The organism is Micromonospora sp. NPDC018662 (assembly GCF_044391475.1).
GTDB lineage: Bacteria > Actinomycetota > Actinomycetes > Mycobacteriales > Micromonosporaceae > Micromonospora.
In genome coordinates this window covers 33,325-56,406 of record NZ_JBISAC010000014.1, presented here as the reverse complement: position 1 = coordinate 56,406, position 23,082 = coordinate 33,325, and the positions used below count along the sequence as shown (strand labels likewise).

Genomic DNA, 23,082 nt, shown 5'->3' with positions numbered 1-23,082 from the left:
TGCCGGAAGGACACCATCCCCCATGCCGGTGGCTGCCGCCACGACCCTGACACGGTCCCCGCTGGACCGTCCGGCCGGCGGCGCGTTCACGCTGATCTTCACCACCCTGCCGGCGCTGCTCCGGCTCACCTGTGGCCTGGTCGGCGCGGTGGTCGCCCTGTCGGTGCGGACGTCACCGGTGCGGGTGGCGCTGCTGATCCCCACCGTCGTCGCGCTCACCGCGTGGTCCGGCTGGTACGCGGTCCGCGCGTTCCGGCACGGCGTCGGTGGCGCGTTGGTGGCCGGCGACGTGGCGCTGACCTGCGTCACCGCGCTGGCCACGCCGTGGCTGGTCGCGCCGGAGGTGCTGCCCGGCGAGGCGAGCTGGGTCGCGGTGCTGGCCAGCACCACCGTGATCAACGCGCAGGCCACCGCGCCGGCCCGCTGGTCGGTGCCGGCTGCCCTGCTGGTCACCGCCGCCTACGCCACCGGCGCCACGCTGGCCGGGAACCCCGTCGAGGCCCGCGCGCACACCGGCACGCTGCTGGTGCAGGCCGGCTGCACGGCGGTGATGACAGCGGTGATGCGCGGCTGGCTCGGCCGGGCCGACGCCGCGTTCGCCGGCTACCAGCGGCTGTCCCACGAGGCGGTGGTGGCGCGCGCCGCCCGCGAGGCGGAGCGGCGACACAACCGGGACCTGCACGACACCGTCCTCGGCACGCTGACCATGGTCGGGCTGGGTGCGGTCCCGGCCAGTTCCGCGGCGCTGCGCGAGCGGTGCGCGGCGGACCTGCGTACCCTCGGCGCCCTGGCCGGGGCGCGGACCGCGACCGCGACCGGCGAGGCGGACCTCGACGAGCGGCTGCGCACGGTGCTGGCCGGGCTGCCGGAGCTGGCGGTGACCGCGACGCTGCCGCCGTGCCGGGTGCCGGCGGAGGTCGCCGCGGCGCTCGCCGACAGCGCCGCCGCCGCGCTGGCCAACGTGGCCCGGCACGCGCCGGGCGCGACCACCACGCTGCGCCTGGCCGGCGCGGGCGGCACCGTGGTGGTCGAGGTGGTCGACGACGGTCCCGGCTTCGACCCGGCCACGGTCCCGGCCCACCGGTACGGGCTGCGCGAGTCGATCCATGGGCGGATGGCCACTGTGGACGGCCGGGCGGTGGTGACTTCCGCCCCTGGCGCCGGCACGCAGGTACGGCTGGAGTGGTCCGATGGCGACTGATTCGGGTACGACGCTGACGAGCGCGACCGCGGTACCGGCCGGCCCGGCGGCGCCCACCGGCACGACCGTGGGCACCGGCACGGCGGCCCGGGCCCGGCCGGTGGCGCGCGCCGGGTCGGCCGGGGCGCCGCCCCACGCGCACGCCGTGGCGGACGCGTCGGACCGGGGTGCCCGGCTCGTGGCGGTCGGCATCGCGTTGGCCTGGCACCTGGCGATCGGCCTGCCTGCGGTGCTGGCGGCGGGGCCCGGCATGGCCGCCCCGGCGGTGGTCGCCATCGGTTGGCTGGTCACCGCGTTGGTCGGCGTCGCCACCGGCGTACGCCTGCTGGGTGGCGGGCTGCCCCCGGCCCGGCGGTTGGCCGCGGCGCTGCTGGTGGTCGACGCGGCGGTCTTCGCGGCGGCCGGCGAACGGTTCCTGTTCACCACCGCGAACTGGGTGTGGGGCGGGCTGGCCTGGTTCTTCCTGCTGGTGCTCTGGCAGCGGCCGGTGCGCTGGCTGCTGGCGCTGCTCGCCGCGCACGCGACGATCGCGCTGGTGGCGGTGGTGCTGCACGGCGCGACCACGCCGGCCGACCTGAGCCGCTTCGCGATGTACGTCTATGGCACCTCCACGCTGCCGGTGGCGGTCTTCGCCGGCGCGGCGGCCCTCACCGCGCTGGCCCGGGCCCGGGCCGGTGCCGCGGCGGCGGCGTCGGCCGTGGCCGCCGAACGGGAGGCCGCCGAACGGGCGCAGGGCGAGCGGCAGGCCCGGCTCGCCCTGGTCAGCGGCACGGCCGAGGAGGTGCTGGCGGCGCTGGCGGCCGGCGACGCCGACCCGGCCGACCCGGCGGTACGCCGCCGCGCGGTGCTGGCCGCGGCCCGGCTGCGCCGGCTGATCGCCGAGTCCGACGACGTGCCCGACCCGCTGCTGCACGAGCTGCGGGCCGCCGCCGACCTGGCCGAGCGGAACGGTCTGCCGATCGAGCTGGTGGCGGTCGGTACGCCGCCGGAACTGCCGGTCGACGTGCGCCGGGGCCTGGCCGAGCCGCTCACGGCGGCGCTCACCGGGACCCGCGGCTGGGCCCGGCTGACGGTGGTCGCCGGCCCCGACGAGGTGGTGGTCAGCCTGGTGACCCCGGATCACGACGGCCCGGACGATCCGGTGCCACCGCAGGACGGGCACCGGTCGGTGGAGCACCTGCACGAGCGGGACGGGGAGATCAGATGGACGCAGACCCGCTGGCGGCAGGCGTGAACGCCGGGCGGCCGGTCGGGGTGGCGATCGTCGACGACCATCCCGTGGTGATCGACGGCGTACGCGCCTGGCTGTCCACCGAGCCGCGGTTGCGGGTGCTGGCGACCGGCGACGACCCCGACACGGTGCTGCGGGCCGCGCCGGAGGCCGAGGTGGTGCTGCTCGACCTGCGGCTGCACGGGCGGATGGTGCTCGACAAGCTGGCCGAGCTGAGCGCCGCCGGGCGGCGGGTGGTGGTCTACTCCGAGCACACCGACCCGCAGACCATGCTGGCCGCGCTGGACGCGGGCGCGGCCGCGTTCCTGGCCAAGCACGAGGGGCGGGAACACTGCGTGGCCACCGTGCTGGCGGCGGCGAGCGACCGCCCGTACGTGCCGCCGGCGCTGGCCGGCGCGATGGTCGGCGACGCCCGTCCGGACCGGCCGTCCCTGTCGGACAAGGAGCGTGAGGCGCTGCTGCTGTGGTTCCAGTCGATGTCGAAGGCGTCGGTGGCCCGCCGGATGCAGATCAGCGAGCACACCGTGAAGCAGTACGTGGACCGGGCGCGGATCAAGTACACCCGGGCGGGGCGTCCGGCGGCCACCAAGGCGGCCCTACTCGCCCGCGCGATCGAGGACGGCCTCGTCCGACCGGAAGAGATCGGCATCTACCGGTCGCAGGCGTCGGCCGACCGGCCGACCCCCTAACGGGCGTCATGACAGTGGACCGGGGATCGGTCAGGCTCACCGGTACCGCCAACCGTCACCGGGAGGTCGTACCGTGCCGGAGGACGCCGCACCCTTCTTCATCGGGCCACACCGGTTCGACGCCGACGACGACCCCACCCGCCCCCTGCTCGACCGGCGCTACGCGCTGGTGCTCGAACCGGGTGAGCGGCTGCTCGCCCAGCACCGCCTGCCGGTCACCGGCCACCTGCTCGGCCCCACCGAGGACGTCCGCTGCTGGGCGCTGCCCGACCCGGCGTCGGTCACCGTGACCGACCGGCGGCTGGCGTACCTCTCCACCGGCTCCGAGCTGTCCCTGGTTCCCGGGCGGGACGGCCCGACCGGCGCCCGGCACCGGCGCCCGGTCCGGCTGTCCCGCCTGGTCAGCGGTCAGATTCGCTGGCAGTGGCCGTCCCGGCTGGAGGTGGCCGAGACCGACCGTGACACGGCGGAGCTACGGGTGGTCTGCGACGCGCTGCGCACCATCCGGCAACCGGCGCTGGGGCTGAGCGGTCCGGTCGACCTGGTCACCGCGCTGGCCCGGCAGGTCCGCCGCGCGGTCGCCGGGTTCCGGCTGGCCCACCCCGACCTGGTCGACCTGTCCCCACCGGAGCGGGACGCGCTCGCCACCCGGGTCGCCGCGTCCCCCGGCCCGACGGTCGGGGTGGTGACGCTGCCCGGCTCGCTTCCGGTGGAGTTCCTGACCCGGGACGACTACTACCGCCAGCCGGTGGCGGAGGAGTCGTCGTGGCCGTTGTTCGACTTCCCGGCCCGGGACCGGCCCGGCTCCGCCTGCTGACCGCTCCGCCCACCGGCGGCGGGTGGGGCGGTCAGGAGGTGCTGCGGGAGCGGCGCTCGGACCGGTCCAGCTCGACGGCCTGCTCCGGGGTGGGCGCGGCACCGCCCAGGTGGGCCGGCTGCCACCAGGCGTCGTCCGGGCCGGCCGGCTGGTCCGGGTAGTCCCGCTGGGCGCGGTCGACCAGCGCCGACAGCCGGGTCCGCAGGTCGGCGGTCATGGCGGTGGCGTCCGGGTAGGCGGCCGGGTCCATCGGCTCGCCGACCAGGATGGTGATCGGGGTGTGCCGGCGGGTCAGGGTGCGCGGGCGACCCTTGGTCCAGAGCCGCTGGGTGCCCCAGAGCGCGACCGGCAGCAGCGGCACGCCGGCCTCCTGCGCCATCCGGGCCGCACCGTTCTTGAGGTCCTTGACGGTGAAGGACCGGCTGATCGTCGCCTCCGGGAAGACGCCTACCACCTCGCCCCGGCGCAGCGCGCCGACCGCGGCGGCGTACGACCCGGCGCCGGCGGCGCGGTTGACCGGGATGTGCTTCATGCCGCGCATCAGCGGGCCGGAGACGCGGTGCCGGAAGACGCTCTCCTTGGCCATGAACCGAACCAGCCGACGGGACTCGTGCGCGCCGTAGCCGCAGAAGATGAAGTCGAGGTAGCTCACGTGGTTGGACGCGAGCACCGCCCCGCCGGCTTGCGGCACGTGCTCGCTGCCGGTCACGTCCAGGCGCAGGTCGAGAGCGCGGAACATCGTCTTGGCGGCGGTGATCACGGGCGGGTACACGAGTTCCGGCATCCGATAACTTTACCCCGCGTAGGTTACCGGACCGTAGTGCCGCTCTGCCCTGCGCGCGGTCGCCGCCGCGTTCCTGGACAACGTCCTGCCGGCCGGCCCGGCCGGCTAGGTTCGAGGCATGCCCGATCTCGCCGCGATCGTCATCCACTGCCGCGATCCCTACCTGCTCGCCCCGTTCTGGAGCGCGGTCAGCGGGCTGCCCGTGGCGGAGGCGGACCGGGTGAGGCTCGCCGACCGTACGCTCGGGCCGGCCGAGGCGGTGCTGCTGCGCGACCCGCACGGACGGCGGCCGGACGTGTGGATCAGCCCGGCCGGCGAGCTGCCCGCCCCCGGCCGGATCCACCTCGACCTGGTCGGCGACGCCGAGGAGCGCGCCGCCGTGCTGGAGGCCGGCGCGACGGTGGTCCGCGAGCTGCCCCGGTGGACCGTGCTGGCCGACCCGGAGGGCAACGAGTTCTGCCTGCTGCCGCCGAACGAGGCGCACGCCGACGCACCGCCGGCCGGCCACTGAGCCGGGGTCAACCGGCCGGGTTGTGCAGGTCCAGCCGGCCCCGGGCGAACGCGTCCACCCGGCCCCACCGGCCCGGGATGTCCAGCACCTCGATCCGCCCCATGCCGACCGGCAGCCGCGGGTCCACCGCCAGGTGTCCCTCGTGCGGCTCCAACCCCAGCATGGTCCGGATCAGCAGCAGCGGCGCGCCGGTCGACCACGCCTGGGGGCTGCACGCGGTCGGGTACTCCACCGGGAACTTGGTCAGCTCCCGCTGGTAGCCGCCGAACGCCTCCGGCAGCCGGCCGTCGAAGTAGGTGGCCGCGTCCAGGATGCCGTTGGCCACCGTGGCCGCCTCGTCGGCGAAGCCGTACCGGCGCAGGCCCCAGGCGACGAACGAGTTGTCGAACGGCCAGATCGTGCCGTTGTGGTAGCCGATCGGGTTGTAGCGGACCTCGCCCTCGGCCAGCGTCCGCACCCCCCAGCCGGACCAGAGCCGCGGCCCGAGCAGGTGCTCGGCGATCTGCGGTGCCCGCTCGTCGTCGACGATGCCGCTCCACAGCAGATGGCCGATGTTGGAGCTGAGCACGTCGCACTGCCGTCCGTCCGGGTCCAGGGCGAGCGCGTAGAAGCCACCGTCGGCGACCCACCAGTCGCGGTTGAACCGTGCCTTCAGCTCCGCCGCCTCGCGTTCCAACTGATCGGCGTACGCGGGGTCGCCCCAGAACTCCCGCGCCAGCCGGGCGGCCCGCATCTTCGCGTCGTAGGCGTACCCCTGCACCTCGCAGCTCGCCCGCGGGAACGGCGGCAGCGAACCGTCGGCGTACGAGATGGAGTCCCAGGAGTCCTTCCAGCACTGGTTCTCCAGGCCGTGTTCGGTGTTGCGCCGCTCGTACCAGACGTAGCCGTTGCCGGCCAGGTCGGCGTAGTCGTCGATCCACTTCAACGCGGCGCGACACTCCCGTTCCAGCTCCTTGACCAGCGCGACGTCCCCGCTCCACCGCTCGTACTCGTCGAGCAGCACCACGAACAGCGGGGTCGCGTCCACCGAGCCGTAGTAGGGCGAGTGCGGCTGCTCCTCGAACGCGGCGGTCTCGCCGTACCGCATCTCGTGCAGGATCCGGCCCGGGTCCTCGTCCCGGAAGTCGTCGAACCGCGTCCCCTGGAGGGCGCCGAGGATGCGCAGCGTGGTCTTGGACATCTCGGGCGCGAACGGCAGCACCTGGAGGCAGGTGAGGATGCTGTCCCGGCCGAACATGGTCATGAACCAGGGCAGGCCGGCGGCGGGCAGCGTCTGCCCGCCGAGCGACAGCGGTGAGAAGCGCAGCGCGGCGAGGTCGACCAGGCTCCGCCGGTAGGTCGCGGAGACCCGGCCGTGCTCACTGTTGACCTTGGGGGCCTGGTCGATCCACTCCTCCAGGTCGTGCTGGAGCGCGAGCCGCTCGGTGCCGTGCGCCCGCAGCCCGATCCGCAGGTCCCGGCCACCCGGGCCGATGGCGAACGTCTGCACGTCGATGAGGACGTCCCACTGCTCGTTGGGCTCCAGGTGGATGCTCCAGGAGACGCCCCGGTTGTCGTACCGGGCCGGCTGGTTCGCGGAGACGACCGTCTCCCGCTTGAAGTTCCCCCGCCGGTAGCCCAGCCGCAGCCGGTCCGGCTCCGCCTCGGCGTACAGTTCGCCCTTCTTGTTGAGGATCTCGTCCTTGACCTGGAAGAGGTCGGCGAAGTCGGCGCCGGCGTCCATCCGGATCTCCAGGTCGACCGCGTTCTCGTCGTGGTTCAGGACGCTGAGGGTCTCCCGGAAGCTGCCGCCGACCACCCGTTCCCGGATGACCGACAGCTTCGCGTCGACGTAGTGCGTGGCCATGCCGGGCACCAGGAAGAAACGCGCCTCGTAGTACTGGAGGTCGTCGTAGGAGAGCGCGTTGAGCCGCTCACCGTCGACCGTGAGCACCCATTTCGACAGGTAACGCGTGTCGAGGGAGAACAGGCCGGTCGGCTCCGTCGGCGTGGCCTCGATGTCGCCGGTGTCCTCGGAGACCACGAACGTGTTGCCGTCCAGGATCCGGACGGAGTTGTTCCCGGCCATCAGGCGGCCCTCCTGGAGAATGCGTGGCGCGGCCCGCGGGAGTCCGGCGGGCCGGGGAAGACGCGTTCGATCTGCAACACGAGCCGCAGGTCACCGACGACCGTCATGTCGCCGCGCAGCAGCGCCGCGATGGCGTTCTCCTCGCCGTCGACGAGCGCGGAGAAGAGCCGGGGCTCGGTGCCGACCACGGTGTCCGCCTCACCGTCCTCCTGGCGGACCCGCAGGTTGCCCCGGTCGATCTCCAGCAGCCAGTGCGTGGTCTGGGCGCCCTCGTGCAGGTCGAACCGGAGCGTGCCGGACGTCTTGACCAGCAGGGGCTCGAACCCCCGCCGGTCCAGGTCCTCGAAGAATCTCGTGGTCGTGTCCACCATCGCCGGGTGACTCCTCCCGCGCCTCAGCGGTCCCCTCGTCGCCAGGACGGGTCCCCGCCGGGCCCCGGCTCAACCTCGCCCGATTCGGGTGAGGCGACGGGACGGGTACGCGAAACGCCGGCCCCCGAACCGGGGGCCGGCGTCCACCGCGTCGGACAGGTCAGTTGTTGGGGTCGTCGGCGCTGATGTCCGCGAGCACCGACTGGGGTTCCCGCTCGACCGCCAGGTCACCCATGGACACCAGCCCGACCAGCTTCCCGTCCTCGATGACCGGGAGCCGGCGGACGGCGTACGTGCGCATCAGGTCGGCGGCGGCCACCGCGTCGTCGTACTGGCTCACCGTCACCACGTCCTTGCTGGTGATCTCGTTGAGCCGGGTGGTGGCGGGGTTCCGGTCCTCGGCCACGCCGCGGACCGCGATGTCCCGGTCCGTGACGATGCCGACCACGTTGTCGCCGTCGGTCACCACCACGTCGCCGATGGCGCTGTCGCGCATCTCCTGCGCCGCCGCGGTGAGCGTGTCGTTGCCGTCCATCGTCACCAACCGGGTCGTCATGAACTCTCCGACCGTTGTCATGGTGCTCCCCTCTCGGTGTCGGCACCGCGGTCTACCCGCCGCCGCAGGCGGGGTAACCCGGGCCGGACAGCCCCCGAGCGGGGTCAGCGCTCGGCGGCGACCAGCTCGGCGAGCTGCACGGCGTTGAGCGCCGCGCCCTTGCGCAGGTTGTCGTTGGAGCAGAACAGCGCCAGGCCGTGCGCGACCGTCTCGTCCACCCGGATCCGCCCGACGAACGTCGGGTCCTGGCCGGCCGCCTCCAGCGGGGTGGGCACGTCGCGCAGCGCCACCCCGGGTGCGCCGTCGAGCAGCTCGCGGGCGCGGGCCGGGTCGATCGGCCGGGCGAACCGGGCGTTGATCTGCAACGAGTGACCGGTGAACACGGGCACCCGTACGCAGGTGCCGGAGACCTTCAGCCCGGGGATCTCCAGGATCTTGCGGCTCTCGTTGCGCAGCTTCTGCTCCTCGTCGGTCTCGTTCGAGCCGTCGTCGACGATCGAGCCGGCCAGCGGCAGCACGTTGAACGCGATCGGCGCGGCGAACGAGCGCGGCGCGGGGAACTCGACGGCCGCGCCGTCGAAGGCGAGCGCGCTCGCGCCCTCGGCCACCTTGCGGACCTGGTCGTCCAGCTCGGCCACCCCGGCCAGGCCGGCGCCGGAGACCGCCTGGTAGGTGGCGACGACCAGGCTGACCAGCTCGGCCTCGGCGTGCAGCGGGCGCAGCACCGGCATGGCCGCCATCGTGGTGCAGTTCGGGTTGGCCACGATGCCCTTGGGCCGGTCGGCGAGGGCGTGCGGGTTGACCTCGGCGACCACCAGCGGCACCGCCGGGTCCATCCGGTAGGCCGACGAGTTATCGATCACCACGGCGCCGGCCTCGGCGACCCGGGGGGCCAGTTCCTTCGCGGTGGCCTTGCCGGCCGAGAAGAGCACGATGTCCAGGCCGCGGTAGTCCGCGGTGGCCGCGTCCTCGACCGTGACCTCGCCGTCGCGCCACGGCAGGGCACGCCCGGCCGACCGCGCCGAGGCGAACAACCGCACCTGCTCCGCCGGGAACTCGCGTTCCGCCAGCACCTGCCGCATAACGCCACCGACCTGGCCGGTGGCACCCACAATGCCGATCCTCATGCCCGCGAGGCTACCCAGCCGGGCCGGCCGGACGGGAAGCGTTTCCCAGCGCGCGGGCCGGGGCGACGGGAATCACACAGCGATCCCGCCGCCCCGCCGGGTCACCCGTGGTCGACCACCTCGCCGAGACCGGCGGCCACCAACTCGTCCCGGATCACCGCCGCGTCGCCCTCGACCACCAGCGTCAGCGCCTCCGGGCGCAGGTGCGTCGCGGCCGCCGCGGAGACCTCCTCGACGGTGGCCGCGAGCAGCGCCTCGCGCAGCCGGGCGTGGTAGTCGTCCGGCAGGTCGTGCACCACCAGCGTGGTCAGCGCCGACGCGATGGCCCGCGGGCTCTGCAGCTCGACCGAGAGCTGCCCGGCCCGCCAGGAACGGGCCACCTCCAGCTCCTCCTCGGTCACCCCGGCATCCCGGGTACGCGACACCTCCCCCACGGACTCCACCAGCGCCGGCGCGGTCACCGCGGTCTGCACGCCGGAGCTGACCGCGAACCGGCCGAACCGCCGCGACGAGGCGAAGTCGCCCCGGATCCCGTACGTGTAGCCCCGCACCTCGCGGATCAGGTGGTTGAGGCGGGAGGTGAACGCGCCGCCGAGCACGGTGCCGGCGAGCGTCATCGGCACGTGGTCGGGGTGCCCGCGGTGCGGGGACGGGTGGCCGAGCCGCAGCGTGGACTGCACCGAGCCGGGCCGGTCGACCAGGATGATCCGCCGCCGTTCGGCCAGCGGCACGTCGATCGGGCCGCCCCGGTCGACCGGGCCGCCACCGGTGCCGACGAACGCCGCCGCGCCGAGCGCGTCCAGGTCGATCCGCTCCAGGTCCCCGGCGACGATCAGCGTGCCGGGGCGGATGAACCACTCGGAGTGGAAGACCGTGACGTCGTCCGCCTCCAGCGCGGCCACGCTGTCCGGGTCGCCGTAGAGCGGGCGGCCCCACCTGTGCTCGGCGCCGAACAGGTCGGCGCGCAGCACGGCGTCGGCGCGCGGGCCCGGGTTGGCCCAGTCCATCCGCAGCGCGGTCGCCTCGTCGTCGCGGACCCGCAGCACGTCGGCCGGGTCGAGCCGCGGGGTGCGGACCGCCTCGGCCATCAGCTCCACCGCCGCGCTCAGCCGGTCGACCGGGACCTGCACGCTGACCTGGAACGAGTCCCAGTCGAGCCCGGTGACCAGCTCGGTGCCGAGCGCCTCGATGGCCAGCGCGTACGCGGTGGCGTCCCGGTGCGCGGTGCCCTCCTCCAGCGCCTTGGCCAGCACCGCGCCGAGGCCCTCCTTGCCGACCGGCTCCCGGCCGGCGCCGCCGTCGAGCAGCAGCAACGCGACGGCCAGGTTCTGCCCGGGCAGGTGCGCGGCGACCACCTGACCGCCGGCCACCGTCCGCCGGACCACCTGGGGGAACCGGTAGGCACGGGCGGCGCCCGGACCGGGACGGGTGGCGATCAGCGTCATGAGGTCTCCTCGGGCAGGTAGGTCAGGATCACCCGGTCGGCGGCGCCGAGCAGCTCGGTGGCCTGCTCGGCGATCTGCTCGGCGGTGACGGCGAGCCAGCCGGGCAGCCGGTCGGCGGCCCGGGCCGGATCGCCGAACTGGGTGGCGTAGCGGCCGAGCGTGTCCGCACGGCCGTCCACGGTGGACATCTGCCGCCACCACGACGTGCTCAGCAACGCCTTGGCCCGGTCCAGCTCGGCGGCCGTCACCGGCACGGTGGCCAGCTCGTCGACCACCTCGGCCAGCCCGTCGCGCAGCCGCTCGGCGGTCACGCCGGGGCGGGCGGTGGCGGTGGCGATCAGCGGGGCCGGCGCGTGCGCCAGGTCGACCCCGTACGCCCCGACCAGGTCCGGCTGGGCGATCCGCTCACCGTCGGCGAGCCGCTGGTAGAGCCGGCTGCCCCGGCCGCTGCCCAGCACGGTGGCGAGGACCGTGGTCACGTCGTACCCGGGGGCGCCGAACGGCTGGGTGCGGTGCGCCAGGTAGACGCGGGGGGCGGGCACGTCGGCGGTGACCGTCTCCACCGCCGGCCGGCCGGTCGCCGGCACCGTGCGGCCGTCCGGGGCGGCCGGGATGTCCGGACGCGGCGTCAGGCCGCCGAAGTACTTGTCGGCCAGTGCGAACACCTCCGCGGCGGTGGTGTCGCCGACCACGGTGAGCACCGCGTTGTTGGGCGCGTAGTAGGTGGTGTGGAACGCCTGGAAGGTGGCCAGGTCGGCGGCGTTCAGGTCGGCCATCGACCCGATCGTGGCGTGGTGGTAGGGGTGGCCGGGCGGATAGAGCAACGGCAGCAGCCGCAGCCAGGCGTCGCCGTAGGGGACGTTCTCGTAGCGCTGCCGCCGCTCGTTCTTCACCACGTCGCGCTGGTTGTCGAGCGTCTCCTGGGTGAGCGCCGGCACCAGGCCGCCCATCCGGTCGGCCTCCAGCCAGAGCGCCAGCTCCAGGTGCTCGGCCGGGACGGTCTCGAAGTAGTTGGTCCGGTCCGGGTTGGTGGTCGCGTTGAGCGAGCCGCCCGCGCCCTGGATCAGCTTCATGTGCTCGGTCTTCGCCACGTTCACCGAGCCCTCGAACATCAGGTGCTCGAAGAGGTGAGCGAAGCCGGTCTGGCCCGCCGGTTCGTGGCGGGACCCCACGTCGTACCAGAGGTTGACCGCCACGGCCGGGGCGGTGCGGTCCTCGCTCACCACCACTCGCAGGCCGTTGTCCAGTCGGGTCGTCTCGATCGGCCAGGGGAAACCGCTGTCGGGCATGGCACGACGCTATCCGATCCCGTAGGCGGAAAGGCGACACCACGGGAGCGTCTTCCGCGCGCCACGGGGTGTCCGGGCGAGCTGCGCCTGGGTGGCCGGCACGGCGACCCGGAGGACGCCGTGCCGGCCTTCGACCCGATCGGCAACGTGCCGCCGGGGCCGGCGCGGTGCTCAGTCGGGAGGCTCGACGGGGGTGACGGTGTCGGCGGACGTGCGGTGCTCCAGCACCGTGTCCGGGGCGGCGTTCTGGTCCTCCTCCCGGAGATCCGATTCGGCGAGGATCGCGTCGGCCTGGGCCTGGGGGTCGTCGCTGCCCGCCGCCGCCTCCTCGGGCAGCAGGTGCGCGCGGGACTCGATCCGGTCCTGGTCGCTCTGATGGTGGCTCATGGGTTCCCCCATACCCCGCGTCCCGCTTGGCGGAACGGCGCGGGCATTCCCGGGCGCGTCGGGTACGCTGGCTGACGTGACGCGGTCGTATCGATGGTTTAGGCAGCCGGCTGGAGGAGCCGGTGACTCGACCGTGAGCTGACGTCACCACCTCTTCGAGCCGGCCGGGCAGGGATGATTCCCTGCCCTTTCGCATGCGAGCAGCCGGCTCGACACCCTGGGCGCCGGCCCCGGGGCGCAGTCGGCGGAAGGATTCCCACCGTGACCACGTCCCCGGACGCCCGCCGGGTCATCGACCAGCGGATCGACCGCGTCGTGCCGTTGACCACCCCGGCCCTGCTCCACCACCACCTGCCGCTCGACGCGCCCCTCGCCGAGGCCGTCATCGCCGGCCGGCGCGCGGTCGCCCGGGTGCTGGACCGCGCCGACGACCGGCTGCTGGTGGTGGTCGGCCCGTGCTCGGTGCACGACCCGGCCGCCGCGCTGGAGTACGCGGGACGGCTGCGCGAGGCGGCCGACCGGGTCGCCGACGACCTGCTGGTGGTGATGCGGGTCTACTTCGAGAAGCCGCGCTCGACGGTGGGCTGGAAGGGCCTGATCAACGACCCGGCGCTGGACGGTTCGGGTGACGTGAACACCGGTCTGCGGACCGCGCGGACGCTGCTGCTCGACGTGCTGCGGCTGGGCCTGCCGGTGGGCTGCGAGTTCCTCGACCCGATCACCCCGCAGTACATCGCCGACACGGTGGCCTGGGGCGCGATCGGCGCCCGGACCGTGGAGAGCCAGGTGCACCGGCAGCTCGCCTCCGGCCTGTCCATGCCGATCGGCATGAAGAACCGTCCCGACGGCAGCATCGGCACGGCTGTCGACGCGATCCGGGCGGCCGGCGTCCCACACGTCTTCCCCGGCATCGACGTCTCCGGCATCCCGGCGATCATGCACACCCGGGGCAACGCCGACGGGCACCTGGTGCTGCGCGGCGGGGGCGGCCGGCCCAACTACGACGCGGAGTCGGTGGCCGGGGCGCTGGACCTGCTGCGCGCCGCCGGCCTGCCCGAGCGCGTGGTGATCGACGCCAGCCACGCCAACAGCGGCAAGGACCACCGTAACCAGCCGCTGGTCGCCGCCGACGTGGCCGGGCAGCTCGCCGCCGGTCAGCGCGGCATCGTGGGGATCATGCTGGAGAGCTTCCTGCGCGCCGGCCGGCAGGACCTGGACCCGACCCGGGAGCTGGAGTACGGCCGGTCGATCACCGACGCCTGCATCGGCTGGGACACCACCGCCGAGGTGCTCGACCACCTGGCCGCCGCCGTCCGCGCCCGTCGCGCCGCGCTGCCCACCCCCGCCTGAGCGGGTTGGGGAGCGTTTGACCGGTTCGGGGCCGGGTAGGTGGTCGGCGTGACCGATGACGCGCCAGTGACCGAGCAGCCGGACACCAGGCCGCTCGACGACCTGCTCGACGACCTCTACCACGGCCAGGAGCGGATCAGTCAGACCGACATCTACCGCCGGGCGGTGACCGCCGAGCTGCCGGCGGAGCTGCTCACCCGGATCGCCGCGCTCCCGCAGGGCGAGTACGCGGTGGACGAGGTGGCCGACCTGCTGGGCGGCACGGTCGCCTGAGCCCCCGCCGACGAGAGGACGCGACATGACCGACCGCGAACCCGAGCACGAGCACCTGGCGGCGCTCGGCCAGCCCCCGGAGGGCGTGGACACGCTGCCGGAGCCGGACTTCGCCAACGAGCACGACCGCACCGCGGTGGACCGGGACATCGTCACCGGCGAGGACGACCGGGAGCCGGAGACGTCGCGCGGCTGGGCCGGCGAGGACCACGGCACCACCCCCACCTGAGCCCGCGGGTACGACGACGGGGCCGGCGCAGTCGCGCCGGCCCCGTTCCGTCGTGCTCACTTCCCGTGGTGCTCGCCCTCGGCGGCCCGCTGGGCCACCGCGTAGCCCATCTGGAGGAAGTCGGAGGCGGCGACCGCGGTCAGCGCGGTGGCCACCAGCCGGGTCAGCCGGGGAGCCAGCACCAGGCCGCCGGTGAGCCCGGTGGCCACCCACACCGCCAGGCAGAACGGGCAGCTGACCAGTTCGCCGAGCGCGTGCCGGGTGGGGCTGCCCTCGTCCCGGACCTGCTCCATCACCTCGCCGCTGCCGATCGGGTGGTCGTAGCGGGTGAACGGCGCCCGCAGCGGGCTGGTGATGGCGTCCTTGGACAGCAGCCGGCTCAGCTTGTGCGTGGCGATCGAGAGCAGCACCACGTCGCCGGGTGTGGGCCGCTCCGGCACCGGTCGACCGGTCGCCCGGACCAGCCCGACCAGCGCCGCGGTCACCCCGGCGTAGGTGCCCATCGCCTTGAGGTAGCCCTCCAGCGGTCGGTGCTCGTGCGGCGCGTACGCCTGGCGCAGGCGCGCCACCTTCTGCTTCAGGCCACTCCCGGTCAACCCGGCCTCCCTCGTCGTCATGGCGGCCGGGTTCAACCGGCGGTCAGGTTGTCGGCCACCTCGCGGTCGAGGTTGACCAGGATCTCGTCGGCCAGTCCGTGGTCCGGGCCGGCCAGGTCGAGCCGGACCCGGGCGCCGCCCGCGTCGGCCGGTTCCACGTCGATCTCCGCGGACCAGTCGGCGCTGCTCCACCGGGCCCGCATGTCGTCGGCGTCGAGCACCTCCACCCGGCAGGCGCCGGAGCCGCGCAGCTCCTCGGGCAGCCAGGCGGCGGACCGGTCCGGGTCGGTGGCGGTGTTGAACACCACCTCGGGCGGCGCGGACATGCCGCGCTCGGCGTGGCTGGCCATCAGGCGTCCCGCAGCCGGTGCGGGTCGACCTCCCGGCCGGGGTGCCGGGCCAGGTACTCGGTCTCCAGCTCGGCGGTGCGGCGCAGGTGGTTGGCGAGCGCGGAGTCGGTGGCGTGCCGCAGCGTGTCCAGCCGGGTCCGGTGCAGGCTCCGCACCTCGCGGATCAGGTCCTCGTCGCTCAGCTCGGTGGGGTCCACGCCGGGCAGTTCGCCGTCGGTGTCCCCGGTGCGGGCGTGGTCACCGTCCCACTCGGTGACGCGCTGTTCCGGGCTGGTGTCCCGGCGTACCGATTCGGTCATCGTCGCCCCCTCGTCTCGTTCGGGCTGGCGACTAGACGGATGCCCAGCCGCTGTGTCACCAAACCCACGCCACCTACGACGCCGCGTCGGAGACGGCCGCCGGCCCCGGTACCCTCGATGGCATGCATCGGCTCTGGACACCGGCGTGGATCGCCCGCCACGTGGCCATGGTCGTGCTGGTGGTGGGTTTCCTCGGGCTGGGCTGGTGGCAGGTCACCCGCGCCGCCGGGGGCAACGCGCTGAGCTTCGGGTACGCGATCGAGTGGCCGGTCTTCGCCGGCTTCGTGGTCTTCGTCTGGTGGCGCGAGGTGCGGCAGGCGCGGCGGGCCGCGCCGGGCCCGTCGGCGGAGGACGCGCCGTCGGCGACCGACGGCGGCGAGCCGGTCGCGCCGACCCCGGCGGTACGCCGGCCGGTGCGCGTCGCCCGGGTGCCGTCGATCCCGGCGGACGGCGCGGACGACGGCGAGCTGGCCGCGTACAACCGCTACCTTTCCTGGTTGAACGCCAATCCGGGCGCCCGGCCCGGCGACTATCCCGGCTGAGGCCGGTGCGGAAGGACGGACGACGGTGGGCGGAGCCCTTACCCGGTACCGCGTGATCGCCTGGATCGTGGGCGTGGCGCTGGTGGTGCTGGTCCTGATCGGCATGCCGCTGAAGTACGGCTTCGACAACCCGAGCGTGGTGGCCGTGGTGGGTGTCGCGCACGGCTGGCTCTACATGCTCTACCTGGCGCTGACGTTCGACCTGTCCCGCCGCGCCGACTGGCCGTTGAAGCGGATGCTGCTGGTGATGCTGGCCGGCACCGTGCCGTTCGTCTCGTTCTACGCGGAGCGGCGGGTGAGCCACTGGGTGGCCGCCGAGCGCCGGTCACCGGCTCCGGAGCCGGTCGCGAGCTGACCGTCACTTTCTGACACTTTGCCAACTTTCGCCCCTGCTTGAACTCCCGTTCGCTCCGATCACGGGTTAGGTTGTCCAGGTCGGTCCGGTCGACCGCCATCCGCCCGGATGGCGCCGGGCCGGTGTCGACGGGTCGCGAGACGCGTCCCGCCGACCCTGGAGAGGAGCTTTCCGCTCTTGTCGTCCTTACGGATGCTGCTCCGCTCGCTGGCGGTGGCCGGCCTCTCGGCCGCGCTGCTCGCCCCGGCGTCGGTGGCTCGGGCCGAGCCCACCCCCGCCGAACTGACGAAGCAGATCGAGAAGTCCTCGACTGAGCTGGAGCGAATCGTCGAGTCCTACAACAAGCTCAACGAGGACATCAAGGCCAACAAGGCCACCGCGGCCTCGTTGGAGGCGAAGATCGGCCCGTTGCAGGAACAGGCCGAGCGGAGCCGCGCCGACGTGGGCGTGCTGGCCGCCACGGCGTACAAGACCGGTGGCATGCGCACCGCGGCCGCGCTGCTGGAGCCGGGCGGCACCGCCGCACTGCCGGAGCGGTTGGGCACGCTGGACCAGCTCACCCGCCAGCGGCAGCGCACCATCACCGGCTTCACCGCCGACCAGCGCCGGCTGATCGACCAGAAGACCCAGCTGGACGTCACGCTGGCTCGGGAGGCGGCGCAGGCCAAGCAGCTCGCCGCCGGGAAGAAGCGGATCGAGGCGGACCTGTCCCGCCTCTACGAGATGCGCCGGCAGGCGTACGGGCGGGCCACCGAGGCGCCGGCCAAGGCGAGTTCGGCGGGCAAGCCGCCGGCCGTCTCCGGCGACGCCGGGGTGGCGGTGCGGTACGCGTACGGCGCGGTCGGCAAGCCCTACGGGTGGGGCGCCGAGGGCCCCGGCAGCTACGACTGCTCGGGTCTGACGCTGGCCGCCTGGCGGGCCGCCAAGAAGTCGCTGCCGCACAACGCGGCGGCCCAGTGGAGAGCCACCACCCGGATCAGCCGCAGCCAGCTGCAACCGGGTGACCTGGTGTTCTACTCCGGGCTCGGGCACGTCGCCATCTACGTCGGCGGCGGCCAGATCATCGACGCGCCGAGCGCGGGCCGCAACGTCAGCAAACGCGGCATGAACATCATGTCGATCGCCGGCTACGGCCGGGTCTGATCGGCGACAGCGAAACGGCCGGCGTCCCCCTGTCGGACGCCGGCCGTTTCGTCGTTTCATTACTACCAGGTCAGGCCGCCTGCAGCCCCTCGGCGCGGGCCAGCTCACGGAGCCGGCCGAGGGCCTGGATCTCGAGCTGGCGGATCCGCTCCCGGGAGAGCGAGAACCGGGAGGCGACCTCGGTCAGCGAGTGCTCCCGCCCGTCCTCCAGGCCGTAGCGGGCCCGCATGATGCCGGCCGACCGGTCGTCGAGGTGGTTGAGCAGCCCCTCGATCCGCTGCCGCTCCAGGCCGGTGAGCACGATCTCCTCCGGCGACGGGGCGTCGCTGTCGGCGACCAGGTCACCGAGGTTGGTGTCGCCGTCGTCGCCCACCGGGGTGTCCAGCGAGACGGTGTCCTGCGACCAGCGGACCAGCTCGTTGACCCGCTCGACGGTGACGCCGAGCGAGGCCGCGATCTGCTCCGGCTCCGGGTCGGCGCCCAGCTCGCGGGTGAGCTGCCGGGCCACGTTGCGCATCCGGTTGACGTCCTCGACCAGGTGCACGGGCAGCCGTACGGTCCGCTCCTGCTGGGCGATCGCGCGGCTGATGGCCTGCCGGATCCACCACGTCGCGTAGGTGGAGAACTTGAAGCCCCGCTCGTAGTCGAACTTCTCGACCGCCCGGACCAGGCCGGTGTTGCCCTCCTGGATCAGGTCCAGCATGGGCATGCCGGAGCGCACGTAGCGTCGGGCGATGGAGACGACCAGCCGCAGGTTCGCGCGGATGAACAGGTCCTTCGCCCGCTCACCGTCGGCGACCACGCGCTCCAGCTCCTCCCGGGTGGCCCCGTCGGGGATCCGGTCGGAGTCGAGCAGGTGCTCGGCGTAGAGGCCGGCCTCGATCGACTTGGAGAGGTCCACCTCCCGGGCGGCGTCCAGCAGCGGCGTCCGGGAGATCTCGTGCAGGTAGACGCCGACCAGGTCCCGCTCCTCGGCGACCTCGTCGGTACGCATGCCGATGTTCTTGTCCACGATTGCCACGGTCCCCTCGCTCGCGCCGGTTGCCCGGTTCCTTGCCATCCCCACGTTCATCAGCCCTCCCCGTGACTCCCGCTGTGCCCGTAGGTGCTGACACCTACACAACAGATGTGACGTGTCGGGGATTCCATGTCGTGGTTCGAAACTGTCACGAATGTCTGAGTGCTAGCTGAGAGCCCGGTCCATGTTTCCTGTCAGGACCCCTGCTCGGCGGCCCTGCGGACCCCCTGGTGAACACGGTCCGGAGCAGCGGAATCGCCGTCACCCATGGAATGGCACCATTGCGCTTTCCATGAACACAGCGAGCCGCGTCACCACCGCTCTGGGATCCTGGTCACTGCGTGATACGCGCCCGTGGACCGGTGGGTTCAGCCACGGGAAGGATTACCCTCCGCCTCGTTGAACAATCCGCACCTCCAGAGCCGTCCCCTCCTGCCCCGTGATACGCGTCGCACCCGCCGGGCGGATGCGCCCGGCGGGTGGGATCGGAACGGCTCAGGAGGCGAGCAGGGCCAGGGCGCCGCGTACCTGGTCGGCGGCGCGGGCCAGGGCGGCCCGGGCGGCGGGCACCTCGGCGCCGGAGACCAGCGAGACGAGGGCGGTCTTGAGGTCGCCGTCGGCCTCCCGCAGGGCGATCGCGCAGACCTCCTCGGCGCAGCCGGTGGCCTCCATCAGGATCGAGATCATCCGGCCGCGCAGCTTGGCGTTGGTGGCGACCATGTCGATCATCAGGTTCGAGTAGACCCGGCCGAGACGCACCATCACGGCCGTGGAGAACGTGTTGAGCACCAGCTTCTGCGCGGTGCCGGCCTTCATCCGGGTCGACCCGGTGACCACCTCGGGTCCGGTGTCCACCCCGATGAACACGTCCACCGACGCGGCGGCCTCGGCCTCCGGATTCGCGCAGAGCAGCACCGTCCCGGCGCCGGAGGACCGGGACGCGGCGAGCGCACCGAGGACGTACGGGGTGCGCCCGCTGGCCGCCAGGCCGACCACCAGGTCCCCGGCGCGTACGCACTCGGCGGCCTCGGCGGCGCCGCCACGATCGTCGTCCTCGGCGTCCTCGACGGCCCGCCACATGGCCTCCGGGCCGCCCGCCAGGTGGGCGCAGAACCAGTGCCGTGGCGAGTTGAAGGTGGGGGCCAGCTCGGCCGCGTCCAGCACGCCGAGGCGGCCGGAGGTGCCGGCGCCGAAGTAGTGCACCCGGCGCCCGCCGCGCAGTGCGGCCACGGCCAGGTCGACCGTCTCGGCGATCTCGTCCAGCACGGCGGCCACCGCGGCCGGCACCCGCCGGTCGGCCTCGTTGATCACGGTGAGCACGTCCCGGGTCGACATCAGGTCGAGGTCGACGCTCTGCGGGTTACGCCGTTCGGTCGGCGCACCGACCCGCACCACCGGGCGCACCGCGGCGACCTCGTCCGGCTCCACCCGGCCCGCCGTCATGCCCGCCTCCGACCCGGGCCCACCCGGCGCGACTGGACCGCCTCGGCGGTGGCCTCGAGGGCCTTCTTGGTGCGGGCCCGGCTGCGGGCGGCCACCCCGACGAAGAGGCAGTCGACCACGGTGAGCTGGGCCAGCCGACTGGCCGTCGCGCCGGACCGGTAGGTCGTCTCCCGGGCGGCGGTGGTGAGGACGTGGTCCGCGACCTCGGTGATCGGTGAGCGGGGGAAGTTGGTCAGCGCCACCGTGGTGGCCCCGCGCGCCCGGGCCTGCTCCAGGACCTCGATCACGTCGGACGTGGTGCCGGTGTGGGAGATGCCGACCGCGACGTCGCCGCGGCCCAGCAGCGCGGCGGAGGTGAGTGCGGTGTGCACGTCCGGGAAGTAGAACGCGATGCGGCCGATGCGGTGCAGCTTCTGCTGGAAGTCGGAGGCGACGAAGCCGCTGGCGCCCGCGCCGTACACGTCGATCCGGCCGGCCGCGCCGATCGCCTCGACCACCCGCTCGCAGACCGCCGGGTCGAGCTGCTCGGCGGTCTCCTCGACGGCCCGTGCGTCGTTGAACGCGATGGTGGCGATGATCTGGGCCAGGTCGGCGCCGGGCGGGATGTCCCCGCCGACCACCCGGGCGTCCGGCGGCTCGACGCGGCGGGCGGCCTCGGCGGCGAGCCGGATCCGCAGTTGCGGGTAGCCGTCCATGCCGACCGACCGGCAGAAGCGGATGACGGTGGCCTCGGATGTCTCGGCGGCGGTGGCGAGGTCGGTGATGGTGCGTCGGGCCGCGTCCGCGGGGTCGGCGACGACCAGCCGGGCCACCCGCTGCTCGGCCGGGGACAGCGAGGGCAGGAGGCCGCTGATGTGGACGATCAGTCCACCGGGCTCGTGACTCGCAGAAATCTTCGGACTCTTCACCACGGATGAAACTTACTTTCAGAGGGCGTAAGCGTCAACCATGACGCCGCGTATCGGGAAATTTACCGCCTTCCGCGCGCGGTCCCCGCGCCCAGGGTCCCATCACCGCAGCCCGACCACCTCCTCCGGTCCGGTCGATTCACGCCCGCCGGAGGTTCGGCCGACCGACCGACGAGCCCCTGACCCCTCGTCCGCGGTCACTGCCACCGGTTGGTGACGTCACGATGAGTGACGGAGCGTGCGATTGCGCAGCGTGACCGCAGGGCCAGGGCGCCTGGATGCCCCTCCGCCGCCTTTGCTCTGCAGCCACATCCGCACCAGCGTGTCCACCTGGGCATTCGAGGAAGACATCGACGTGGGATACCGGTGCGGGGCATTACTCTCGGTCCCTGCTGCGGTGATGGCTGCAGAGCAAAGGCGGCTACCGCCCATTCGGTTGGCCAGCCTCCGCATCGCTTTCCGTGACCGGCGAGTGATGCCGCTGGCGGGCCGCCGGAGGACCGGTCGACCGGTGGTGGTCGGGCGCGGGGGCGGCCTGATCGGCGCCTCGTCACCCCCGGGCGGCTAGCGTGTCCCCATGGCGGATCGCACGGTGCTGGTGACCGGGGGCACGGGCGGGCTGGGCGGCGCGGTCACCGCCGCCTTCCTGCGCGACGGCTGGCGGGTCGTCGTACCCGGCCGGGAGGGCGGGGCGGCGGCGCCACCACCCGGACCGGTCCGGGTGGTGGCGGACCTGCTCACCCCCGAGGGAGCGACGCGGGCGGTGACGGCGGCCACCGCCGAGCCCGCGGCGCCGCTGCGCGCCGTGGTCAACCTCGTCGGTGGGTACGCCAGCGGCGGGCTGGTGCACGAGACCCCGATCGAGGAGTTCGAGCGGATGCTGCGGATCAACCTGCGTCCCACCTACCTGGTCACCCAGGCGGCGCTGCCGCACCTGGTCGCGGCCGGCGGTGGCGCGGTGGTCTGCGTGTCGGCGCGGGCGGCGGTCGCGCCGTTCCCCGGCGCGGCCGGCTACGCCACCGCCAAGGCCGCGGTGCAGGCGTTCGCCAACGCGGTCGCGGTGGAGTACCGACCGCGCGGGGTGCGCTGCAACACGGTGCTGCCCAGCGTCATCGACACCCCCGCCAACCGGGCCGCCCAGCCGGAGGCCGACCACCGCCGGTGGGTGCCGCCGGCCGAGATCGCCGCGGTGGTCCGCTTCCTGGCCGGCGAGGAGTCCGCACCGACCAGCGGCGCGAGCGTCCCGGTCTACGGACGGGCCTGAGCCGCCACCGGACCGTCCCGCCCGCCGCCCGACGGGCGCGGGGTGCCGTCCGACGGTGGGCGGGCCACCGCCGGCGGGTCGTCCGGCAGCCACTCGCTCAGGTGCGCCCGGATCCGGCGGGACACCTCCTCCGGCGTGCCGTTGCCGTCCACCACCACGAAGCCGGCAAATTCCGGCAGCGCCCGGTAGGCCGCGTCGGCTGCGGTGAGCCACCGCATGCTCTCGTGGTCGGTGCCGCGCCGTTCGATCCGCTGGTACGCCTCCGCCGGGTCCACGGTCAGCAGGATGGTGACCGCGGGCGGCGGGAAGATCCGGTAGCCGGCCCGGGCCAGCCGCTCCCAGCGCTGCCCACCGTGCGCCCGGATGCTGGCGTACTGGCAGGCGGACCAGCGGTCCATCACCGCCGTGCGGCCGGTCACCAGGCAGCTCAGCAACGCGAGCGCGATGGCCAGCCAGCGCAGCACCGACTCGACCGCGAGCAGGCCGTCCCGCCCGACCAGGCGTTGCGCGTCCGGCCGGCCGACCCGCTGGGCGAGCCGGCCCAGCCAGCGCCGGCCGCCGGCGTTGCGGTGGTAGGTGGCCGGATGGCCGGCGGCGGTCAGCGCCTCGGCGAGCCGGTGGGCCTGGGTGGTCTTGCCCGAACCGTCGATTCCGATCAGGGCGACGGCGCGCAGTCGGGCCCCGCCGCGCCGCGTCCGCAGTGAGCTGGCCACCTCCCCGAGGTTATCCGACGGGTGCTCGTGACCTCCGTTCGTCACATTCCTCCCGGGGTGGACGGGGAAGGTGTGACCGGAGCGTCCGCCGGGTACGCCACTTAATCTCACCGCCCACGACGA

The 23,082-nt window shown here is 73.9% G+C and carries 27 protein-coding genes; 12 read left to right on the top strand and 15 right to left on the bottom strand.

The window, feature by feature from the left end:
• Nucleotides 1-22 precede the first annotated feature (22 nt).
• From ACH495_RS28685 to ACH495_RS28670, 4 genes are all read left to right on the top strand, one after another.
• Entirely contained in the window at nucleotides 23-1,201 is a 1,179-nt protein-coding gene (locus ACH495_RS28685; protein ID WP_396860831.1) for a sensor histidine kinase, read from the top strand.
• Nucleotides 1,191-2,435 (top strand): hypothetical protein, encoded by a 1,245-nt coding sequence (locus ACH495_RS28680; protein ID WP_396860830.1) that lies wholly within the window; start codon nucleotides 1,191-1,193, stop codon nucleotides 2,433-2,435. The genes ACH495_RS28685 and ACH495_RS28680 overlap by 11 nt, the downstream gene beginning before the upstream one ends.
• The gene (locus ACH495_RS28675) at nucleotides 2,405-3,121 is read left to right on the top strand and encodes a response regulator transcription factor (protein WP_396860829.1); all 717 of its coding nucleotides are present in this window, start codon (nucleotides 2,405-2,407) and stop codon (nucleotides 3,119-3,121) included. Before ACH495_RS28680 ends, ACH495_RS28675 begins: the two co-directional genes overlap by 31 nt.
• Before the next feature lie 73 nt (nucleotides 3,122-3,194).
• Nucleotides 3,195-3,938: a hypothetical protein gene (locus ACH495_RS28670; RefSeq protein ID WP_396860828.1), complete on the top strand. Its 744-nt coding sequence runs from the start codon at nucleotides 3,195-3,197 to the stop codon at nucleotides 3,936-3,938.
• A 31-nt stretch (nucleotides 3,939-3,969) separates the two neighbouring features.
• Here ACH495_RS28670 and ACH495_RS28665 read toward each other — a convergent pair whose 3' ends face one another.
• Nucleotides 3,970-4,722: a lysophospholipid acyltransferase family protein gene (locus tag ACH495_RS28665; protein ID WP_396860827.1), complete on the bottom strand. Its 753-nt coding sequence runs from the start codon at nucleotides 4,720-4,722 to the stop codon at nucleotides 3,970-3,972.
• Between the two features lie 118 nt (nucleotides 4,723-4,840).
• On the opposite strand from ACH495_RS28665, the gene ACH495_RS28660 reads away from it, so the two are divergent.
• Nucleotides 4,841-5,233: a VOC family protein gene (locus tag ACH495_RS28660; protein ID WP_396860826.1), complete on the top strand. Its 393-nt coding sequence runs from the start codon at nucleotides 4,841-4,843 to the stop codon at nucleotides 5,231-5,233.
• A gap of 7 nt (nucleotides 5,234-5,240) precedes the next feature.
• On the opposite strand, the gene ACH495_RS28655 is transcribed toward ACH495_RS28660, so the two are convergent.
• The 7 genes from ACH495_RS28655 to ACH495_RS28625 form a co-directional block, all read right to left on the bottom strand.
• On the bottom strand, nucleotides 5,241-7,301 hold the full coding sequence (locus tag ACH495_RS28655; RefSeq protein WP_396860825.1) for a glycogen debranching N-terminal domain-containing protein: 2,061 nt from the start codon (nucleotides 7,299-7,301) through the stop codon (nucleotides 5,241-5,243).
• Nucleotides 7,301-7,672, bottom strand: coding sequence for an SCP2 sterol-binding domain-containing protein (locus ACH495_RS28650; RefSeq protein ID WP_396860824.1), 372 nt, complete (start codon nucleotides 7,670-7,672; stop codon nucleotides 7,301-7,303). Before ACH495_RS28650 ends, ACH495_RS28655 begins: the two co-directional genes overlap by 1 nt.
• Before the next feature lie 160 nt (nucleotides 7,673-7,832).
• The gene (locus ACH495_RS28645) at nucleotides 7,833-8,249 is read right to left on the bottom strand and encodes a CBS domain-containing protein (protein ID WP_396860823.1); all 417 of its coding nucleotides are present in this window, start codon (nucleotides 8,247-8,249) and stop codon (nucleotides 7,833-7,835) included.
• 83 nt (nucleotides 8,250-8,332) lie between these two features.
• Complete coding sequence (locus tag ACH495_RS28640; RefSeq protein ID WP_396860822.1) at nucleotides 8,333-9,355, bottom strand: aspartate-semialdehyde dehydrogenase; 1,023 nt, start codon at nucleotides 9,353-9,355, stop codon at nucleotides 8,333-8,335.
• Nucleotides 9,356-9,456: 101 nt separating this feature from the next.
• Complete coding sequence (locus tag ACH495_RS28635) at nucleotides 9,457-10,800, bottom strand: M16 family metallopeptidase (RefSeq protein WP_396860821.1); 1,344 nt, start codon at nucleotides 10,798-10,800, stop codon at nucleotides 9,457-9,459.
• A complete protein-coding gene (locus tag ACH495_RS28630) occupies nucleotides 10,797-12,089 on the bottom strand; it encodes a M16 family metallopeptidase (RefSeq protein ID WP_396860820.1) in 1,293 nt (430 codons plus the stop codon). Before ACH495_RS28630 ends, ACH495_RS28635 begins: the two co-directional genes overlap by 4 nt.
• Nucleotides 12,090-12,260: 171 nt before the next feature.
• Nucleotides 12,261-12,476, bottom strand: a complete 216-nt coding sequence (locus ACH495_RS28625; RefSeq protein WP_396860819.1) for a hypothetical protein — start codon at nucleotides 12,474-12,476, stop codon at nucleotides 12,261-12,263.
• Nucleotides 12,477-12,728: 252 nt separating this feature from the next.
• Between ACH495_RS28625 and ACH495_RS28620 the strand changes: the two genes are divergently transcribed.
• Genes ACH495_RS28620 through ACH495_RS28610 form a run of 3 tightly spaced genes read left to right on the top strand, consistent with a single transcriptional unit; the run spans nucleotide 12,729 to nucleotide 14,328 of the window.
• Entirely contained in the window at nucleotides 12,729-13,826 is a 1,098-nt protein-coding gene (locus tag ACH495_RS28620) for a 3-deoxy-7-phosphoheptulonate synthase (RefSeq protein WP_396860910.1), read from the top strand.
• Between the two features lie 39 nt (nucleotides 13,827-13,865).
• A complete protein-coding gene (locus ACH495_RS28615) occupies nucleotides 13,866-14,099 on the top strand; it encodes a hypothetical protein (protein ID WP_396860818.1) in 234 nt (77 codons plus the stop codon).
• A gap of 25 nt (nucleotides 14,100-14,124) precedes the next feature.
• Entirely contained in the window at nucleotides 14,125-14,328 is a 204-nt protein-coding gene (locus ACH495_RS28610) for a hypothetical protein (RefSeq protein WP_396860817.1), read from the top strand.
• A gap of 56 nt (nucleotides 14,329-14,384) precedes the next feature.
• Here ACH495_RS28610 and ACH495_RS28605 read toward each other — a convergent pair whose 3' ends face one another.
• Genes ACH495_RS28605 through ACH495_RS28595 form a run of 3 tightly spaced genes read right to left on the bottom strand, consistent with a single transcriptional unit; the run spans nucleotide 14,385 to nucleotide 15,573 of the window.
• Entirely contained in the window at nucleotides 14,385-14,924 is a 540-nt protein-coding gene (locus ACH495_RS28605; protein WP_396860816.1) for a DUF1360 domain-containing protein, read from the bottom strand.
• Between the two features lie 32 nt (nucleotides 14,925-14,956).
• On the bottom strand, nucleotides 14,957-15,274 hold the full coding sequence (locus tag ACH495_RS28600; protein WP_396860815.1) for an SRPBCC family protein: 318 nt from the start codon (nucleotides 15,272-15,274) through the stop codon (nucleotides 14,957-14,959).
• Entirely contained in the window at nucleotides 15,274-15,573 is a 300-nt protein-coding gene (locus ACH495_RS28595; protein ID WP_396860814.1) for a DUF6158 family protein, read from the bottom strand. The genes ACH495_RS28600 and ACH495_RS28595 overlap by 1 nt, the downstream gene beginning before the upstream one ends.
• Nucleotides 15,574-15,695: 122 nt before the next feature.
• Between ACH495_RS28595 and ACH495_RS28590 the strand changes: the two genes are divergently transcribed.
• From ACH495_RS28590 to ACH495_RS28580, 3 genes are all read left to right on the top strand, one after another.
• Nucleotides 15,696-16,115: a hypothetical protein gene (locus tag ACH495_RS28590; protein WP_396860813.1), complete on the top strand. Its 420-nt coding sequence runs from the start codon at nucleotides 15,696-15,698 to the stop codon at nucleotides 16,113-16,115.
• A 25-nt stretch (nucleotides 16,116-16,140) separates the two neighbouring features.
• Nucleotides 16,141-16,470: a DUF3817 domain-containing protein gene (locus ACH495_RS28585; RefSeq protein WP_396860812.1), complete on the top strand. Its 330-nt coding sequence runs from the start codon at nucleotides 16,141-16,143 to the stop codon at nucleotides 16,468-16,470.
• A gap of 177 nt (nucleotides 16,471-16,647) precedes the next feature.
• A complete protein-coding gene (locus ACH495_RS28580; RefSeq protein ID WP_396860811.1) occupies nucleotides 16,648-17,613 on the top strand; it encodes an NlpC/P60 family protein in 966 nt (321 codons plus the stop codon).
• Nucleotides 17,614-17,683: 70 nt separating this feature from the next.
• On the opposite strand, the gene ACH495_RS28575 is transcribed toward ACH495_RS28580, so the two are convergent.
• From ACH495_RS28575 to ACH495_RS28565, 3 genes are all read right to left on the bottom strand, one after another.
• Entirely contained in the window at nucleotides 17,684-18,673 is a 990-nt protein-coding gene (locus ACH495_RS28575) for an RNA polymerase sigma factor RpoD/SigA (RefSeq protein WP_396860909.1), read from the bottom strand.
• Between the two features lie 453 nt (nucleotides 18,674-19,126).
• Nucleotides 19,127-20,074: an N-acetylmuramic acid 6-phosphate etherase gene (gene murQ, locus ACH495_RS28570; protein ID WP_396860810.1), complete on the bottom strand. Its 948-nt coding sequence runs from the start codon at nucleotides 20,072-20,074 to the stop codon at nucleotides 19,127-19,129.
• Nucleotides 20,071-20,985: a MurR/RpiR family transcriptional regulator gene (locus tag ACH495_RS28565; RefSeq protein WP_396860809.1), complete on the bottom strand. Its 915-nt coding sequence runs from the start codon at nucleotides 20,983-20,985 to the stop codon at nucleotides 20,071-20,073. Before ACH495_RS28565 ends, murQ begins: the two co-directional genes overlap by 4 nt.
• Nucleotides 20,986-21,559: 574 nt before the next feature.
• Between ACH495_RS28565 and ACH495_RS28560 the strand changes: the two genes are divergently transcribed.
• Nucleotides 21,560-22,246 (top strand): SDR family NAD(P)-dependent oxidoreductase, encoded by a 687-nt coding sequence (locus ACH495_RS28560; RefSeq protein ID WP_396860808.1) that lies wholly within the window; start codon nucleotides 21,560-21,562, stop codon nucleotides 22,244-22,246.
• On the opposite strand, the gene ACH495_RS28555 is transcribed toward ACH495_RS28560, so the two are convergent.
• Nucleotides 22,231-22,959, bottom strand: coding sequence for a dTMP kinase (locus ACH495_RS28555; RefSeq protein ID WP_396860807.1), 729 nt, complete (start codon nucleotides 22,957-22,959; stop codon nucleotides 22,231-22,233). The two genes, ACH495_RS28560 and ACH495_RS28555, sit on opposite strands and share 16 nt — an antisense overlap.
• Between the last annotated feature and the right edge of the window lie 123 nt (nucleotides 22,960-23,082).

Excerpts from the sequence above, each read along its gene's own strand:
- ACH495_RS28685 (WP_396860831.1), top strand. The coding sequence starts at position 23 with ATGCCGGTGGCTGCCGCCACGACCCTGACACGGTCCCCGCTGGACCGT.
- ACH495_RS28680 (WP_396860830.1), top strand. The coding sequence starts at position 1,191 with ATGGCGACTGATTCGGGTACGACGCTGACGAGCGCGACCGCGGTACCG.
- ACH495_RS28675 (WP_396860829.1), top strand. The coding sequence starts at position 2,405 with ATGGACGCAGACCCGCTGGCGGCAGGCGTGAACGCCGGGCGGCCGGTC.
- ACH495_RS28665 (WP_396860827.1), bottom strand. The coding sequence starts at position 4,722 with ATGCCGGAACTCGTGTACCCGCCCGTGATCACCGCCGCCAAGACGATG.
- ACH495_RS28660 (WP_396860826.1), top strand. The coding sequence starts at position 4,841 with ATGCCCGATCTCGCCGCGATCGTCATCCACTGCCGCGATCCCTACCTG.
- ACH495_RS28655 (WP_396860825.1), bottom strand. The coding sequence starts at position 7,301 with ATGGCCGGGAACAACTCCGTCCGGATCCTGGACGGCAACACGTTCGTG.
- ACH495_RS28650 (WP_396860824.1), bottom strand. The coding sequence starts at position 7,672 with ATGGTGGACACGACCACGAGATTCTTCGAGGACCTGGACCGGCGGGGG.
- ACH495_RS28645 (WP_396860823.1), bottom strand. The coding sequence starts at position 8,249 with ATGACAACGGTCGGAGAGTTCATGACGACCCGGTTGGTGACGATGGAC.
- ACH495_RS28640 (WP_396860822.1), bottom strand. The coding sequence starts at position 9,355 with ATGAGGATCGGCATTGTGGGTGCCACCGGCCAGGTCGGTGGCGTTATG.
- ACH495_RS28635 (WP_396860821.1), bottom strand. The coding sequence starts at position 10,800 with ATGACGCTGATCGCCACCCGTCCCGGTCCGGGCGCCGCCCGTGCCTAC.
- ACH495_RS28630 (WP_396860820.1), bottom strand. The coding sequence starts at position 12,089 with ATGCCCGACAGCGGTTTCCCCTGGCCGATCGAGACGACCCGACTGGAC.
- ACH495_RS28625 (WP_396860819.1), bottom strand. The coding sequence starts at position 12,476 with ATGAGCCACCATCAGAGCGACCAGGACCGGATCGAGTCCCGCGCGCAC.
- ACH495_RS28610 (WP_396860817.1), top strand. The coding sequence starts at position 14,125 with ATGACCGACCGCGAACCCGAGCACGAGCACCTGGCGGCGCTCGGCCAG.
- ACH495_RS28600 (WP_396860815.1), bottom strand. The coding sequence starts at position 15,274 with ATGGCCAGCCACGCCGAGCGCGGCATGTCCGCGCCGCCCGAGGTGGTG.
- ACH495_RS28595 (WP_396860814.1), bottom strand. The coding sequence starts at position 15,573 with ATGACCGAATCGGTACGCCGGGACACCAGCCCGGAACAGCGCGTCACC.
- ACH495_RS28590 (WP_396860813.1), top strand. The coding sequence starts at position 15,696 with ATGCATCGGCTCTGGACACCGGCGTGGATCGCCCGCCACGTGGCCATG.
- ACH495_RS28575 (WP_396860909.1), bottom strand. The coding sequence starts at position 18,673 with ATGGCAAGGAACCGGGCAACCGGCGCGAGCGAGGGGACCGTGGCAATC.
- murQ (WP_396860810.1), bottom strand. The coding sequence starts at position 20,074 with ATGACGGCGGGCCGGGTGGAGCCGGACGAGGTCGCCGCGGTGCGCCCG.
- ACH495_RS28560 (WP_396860808.1), top strand. The coding sequence starts at position 21,560 with ATGGCGGATCGCACGGTGCTGGTGACCGGGGGCACGGGCGGGCTGGGC.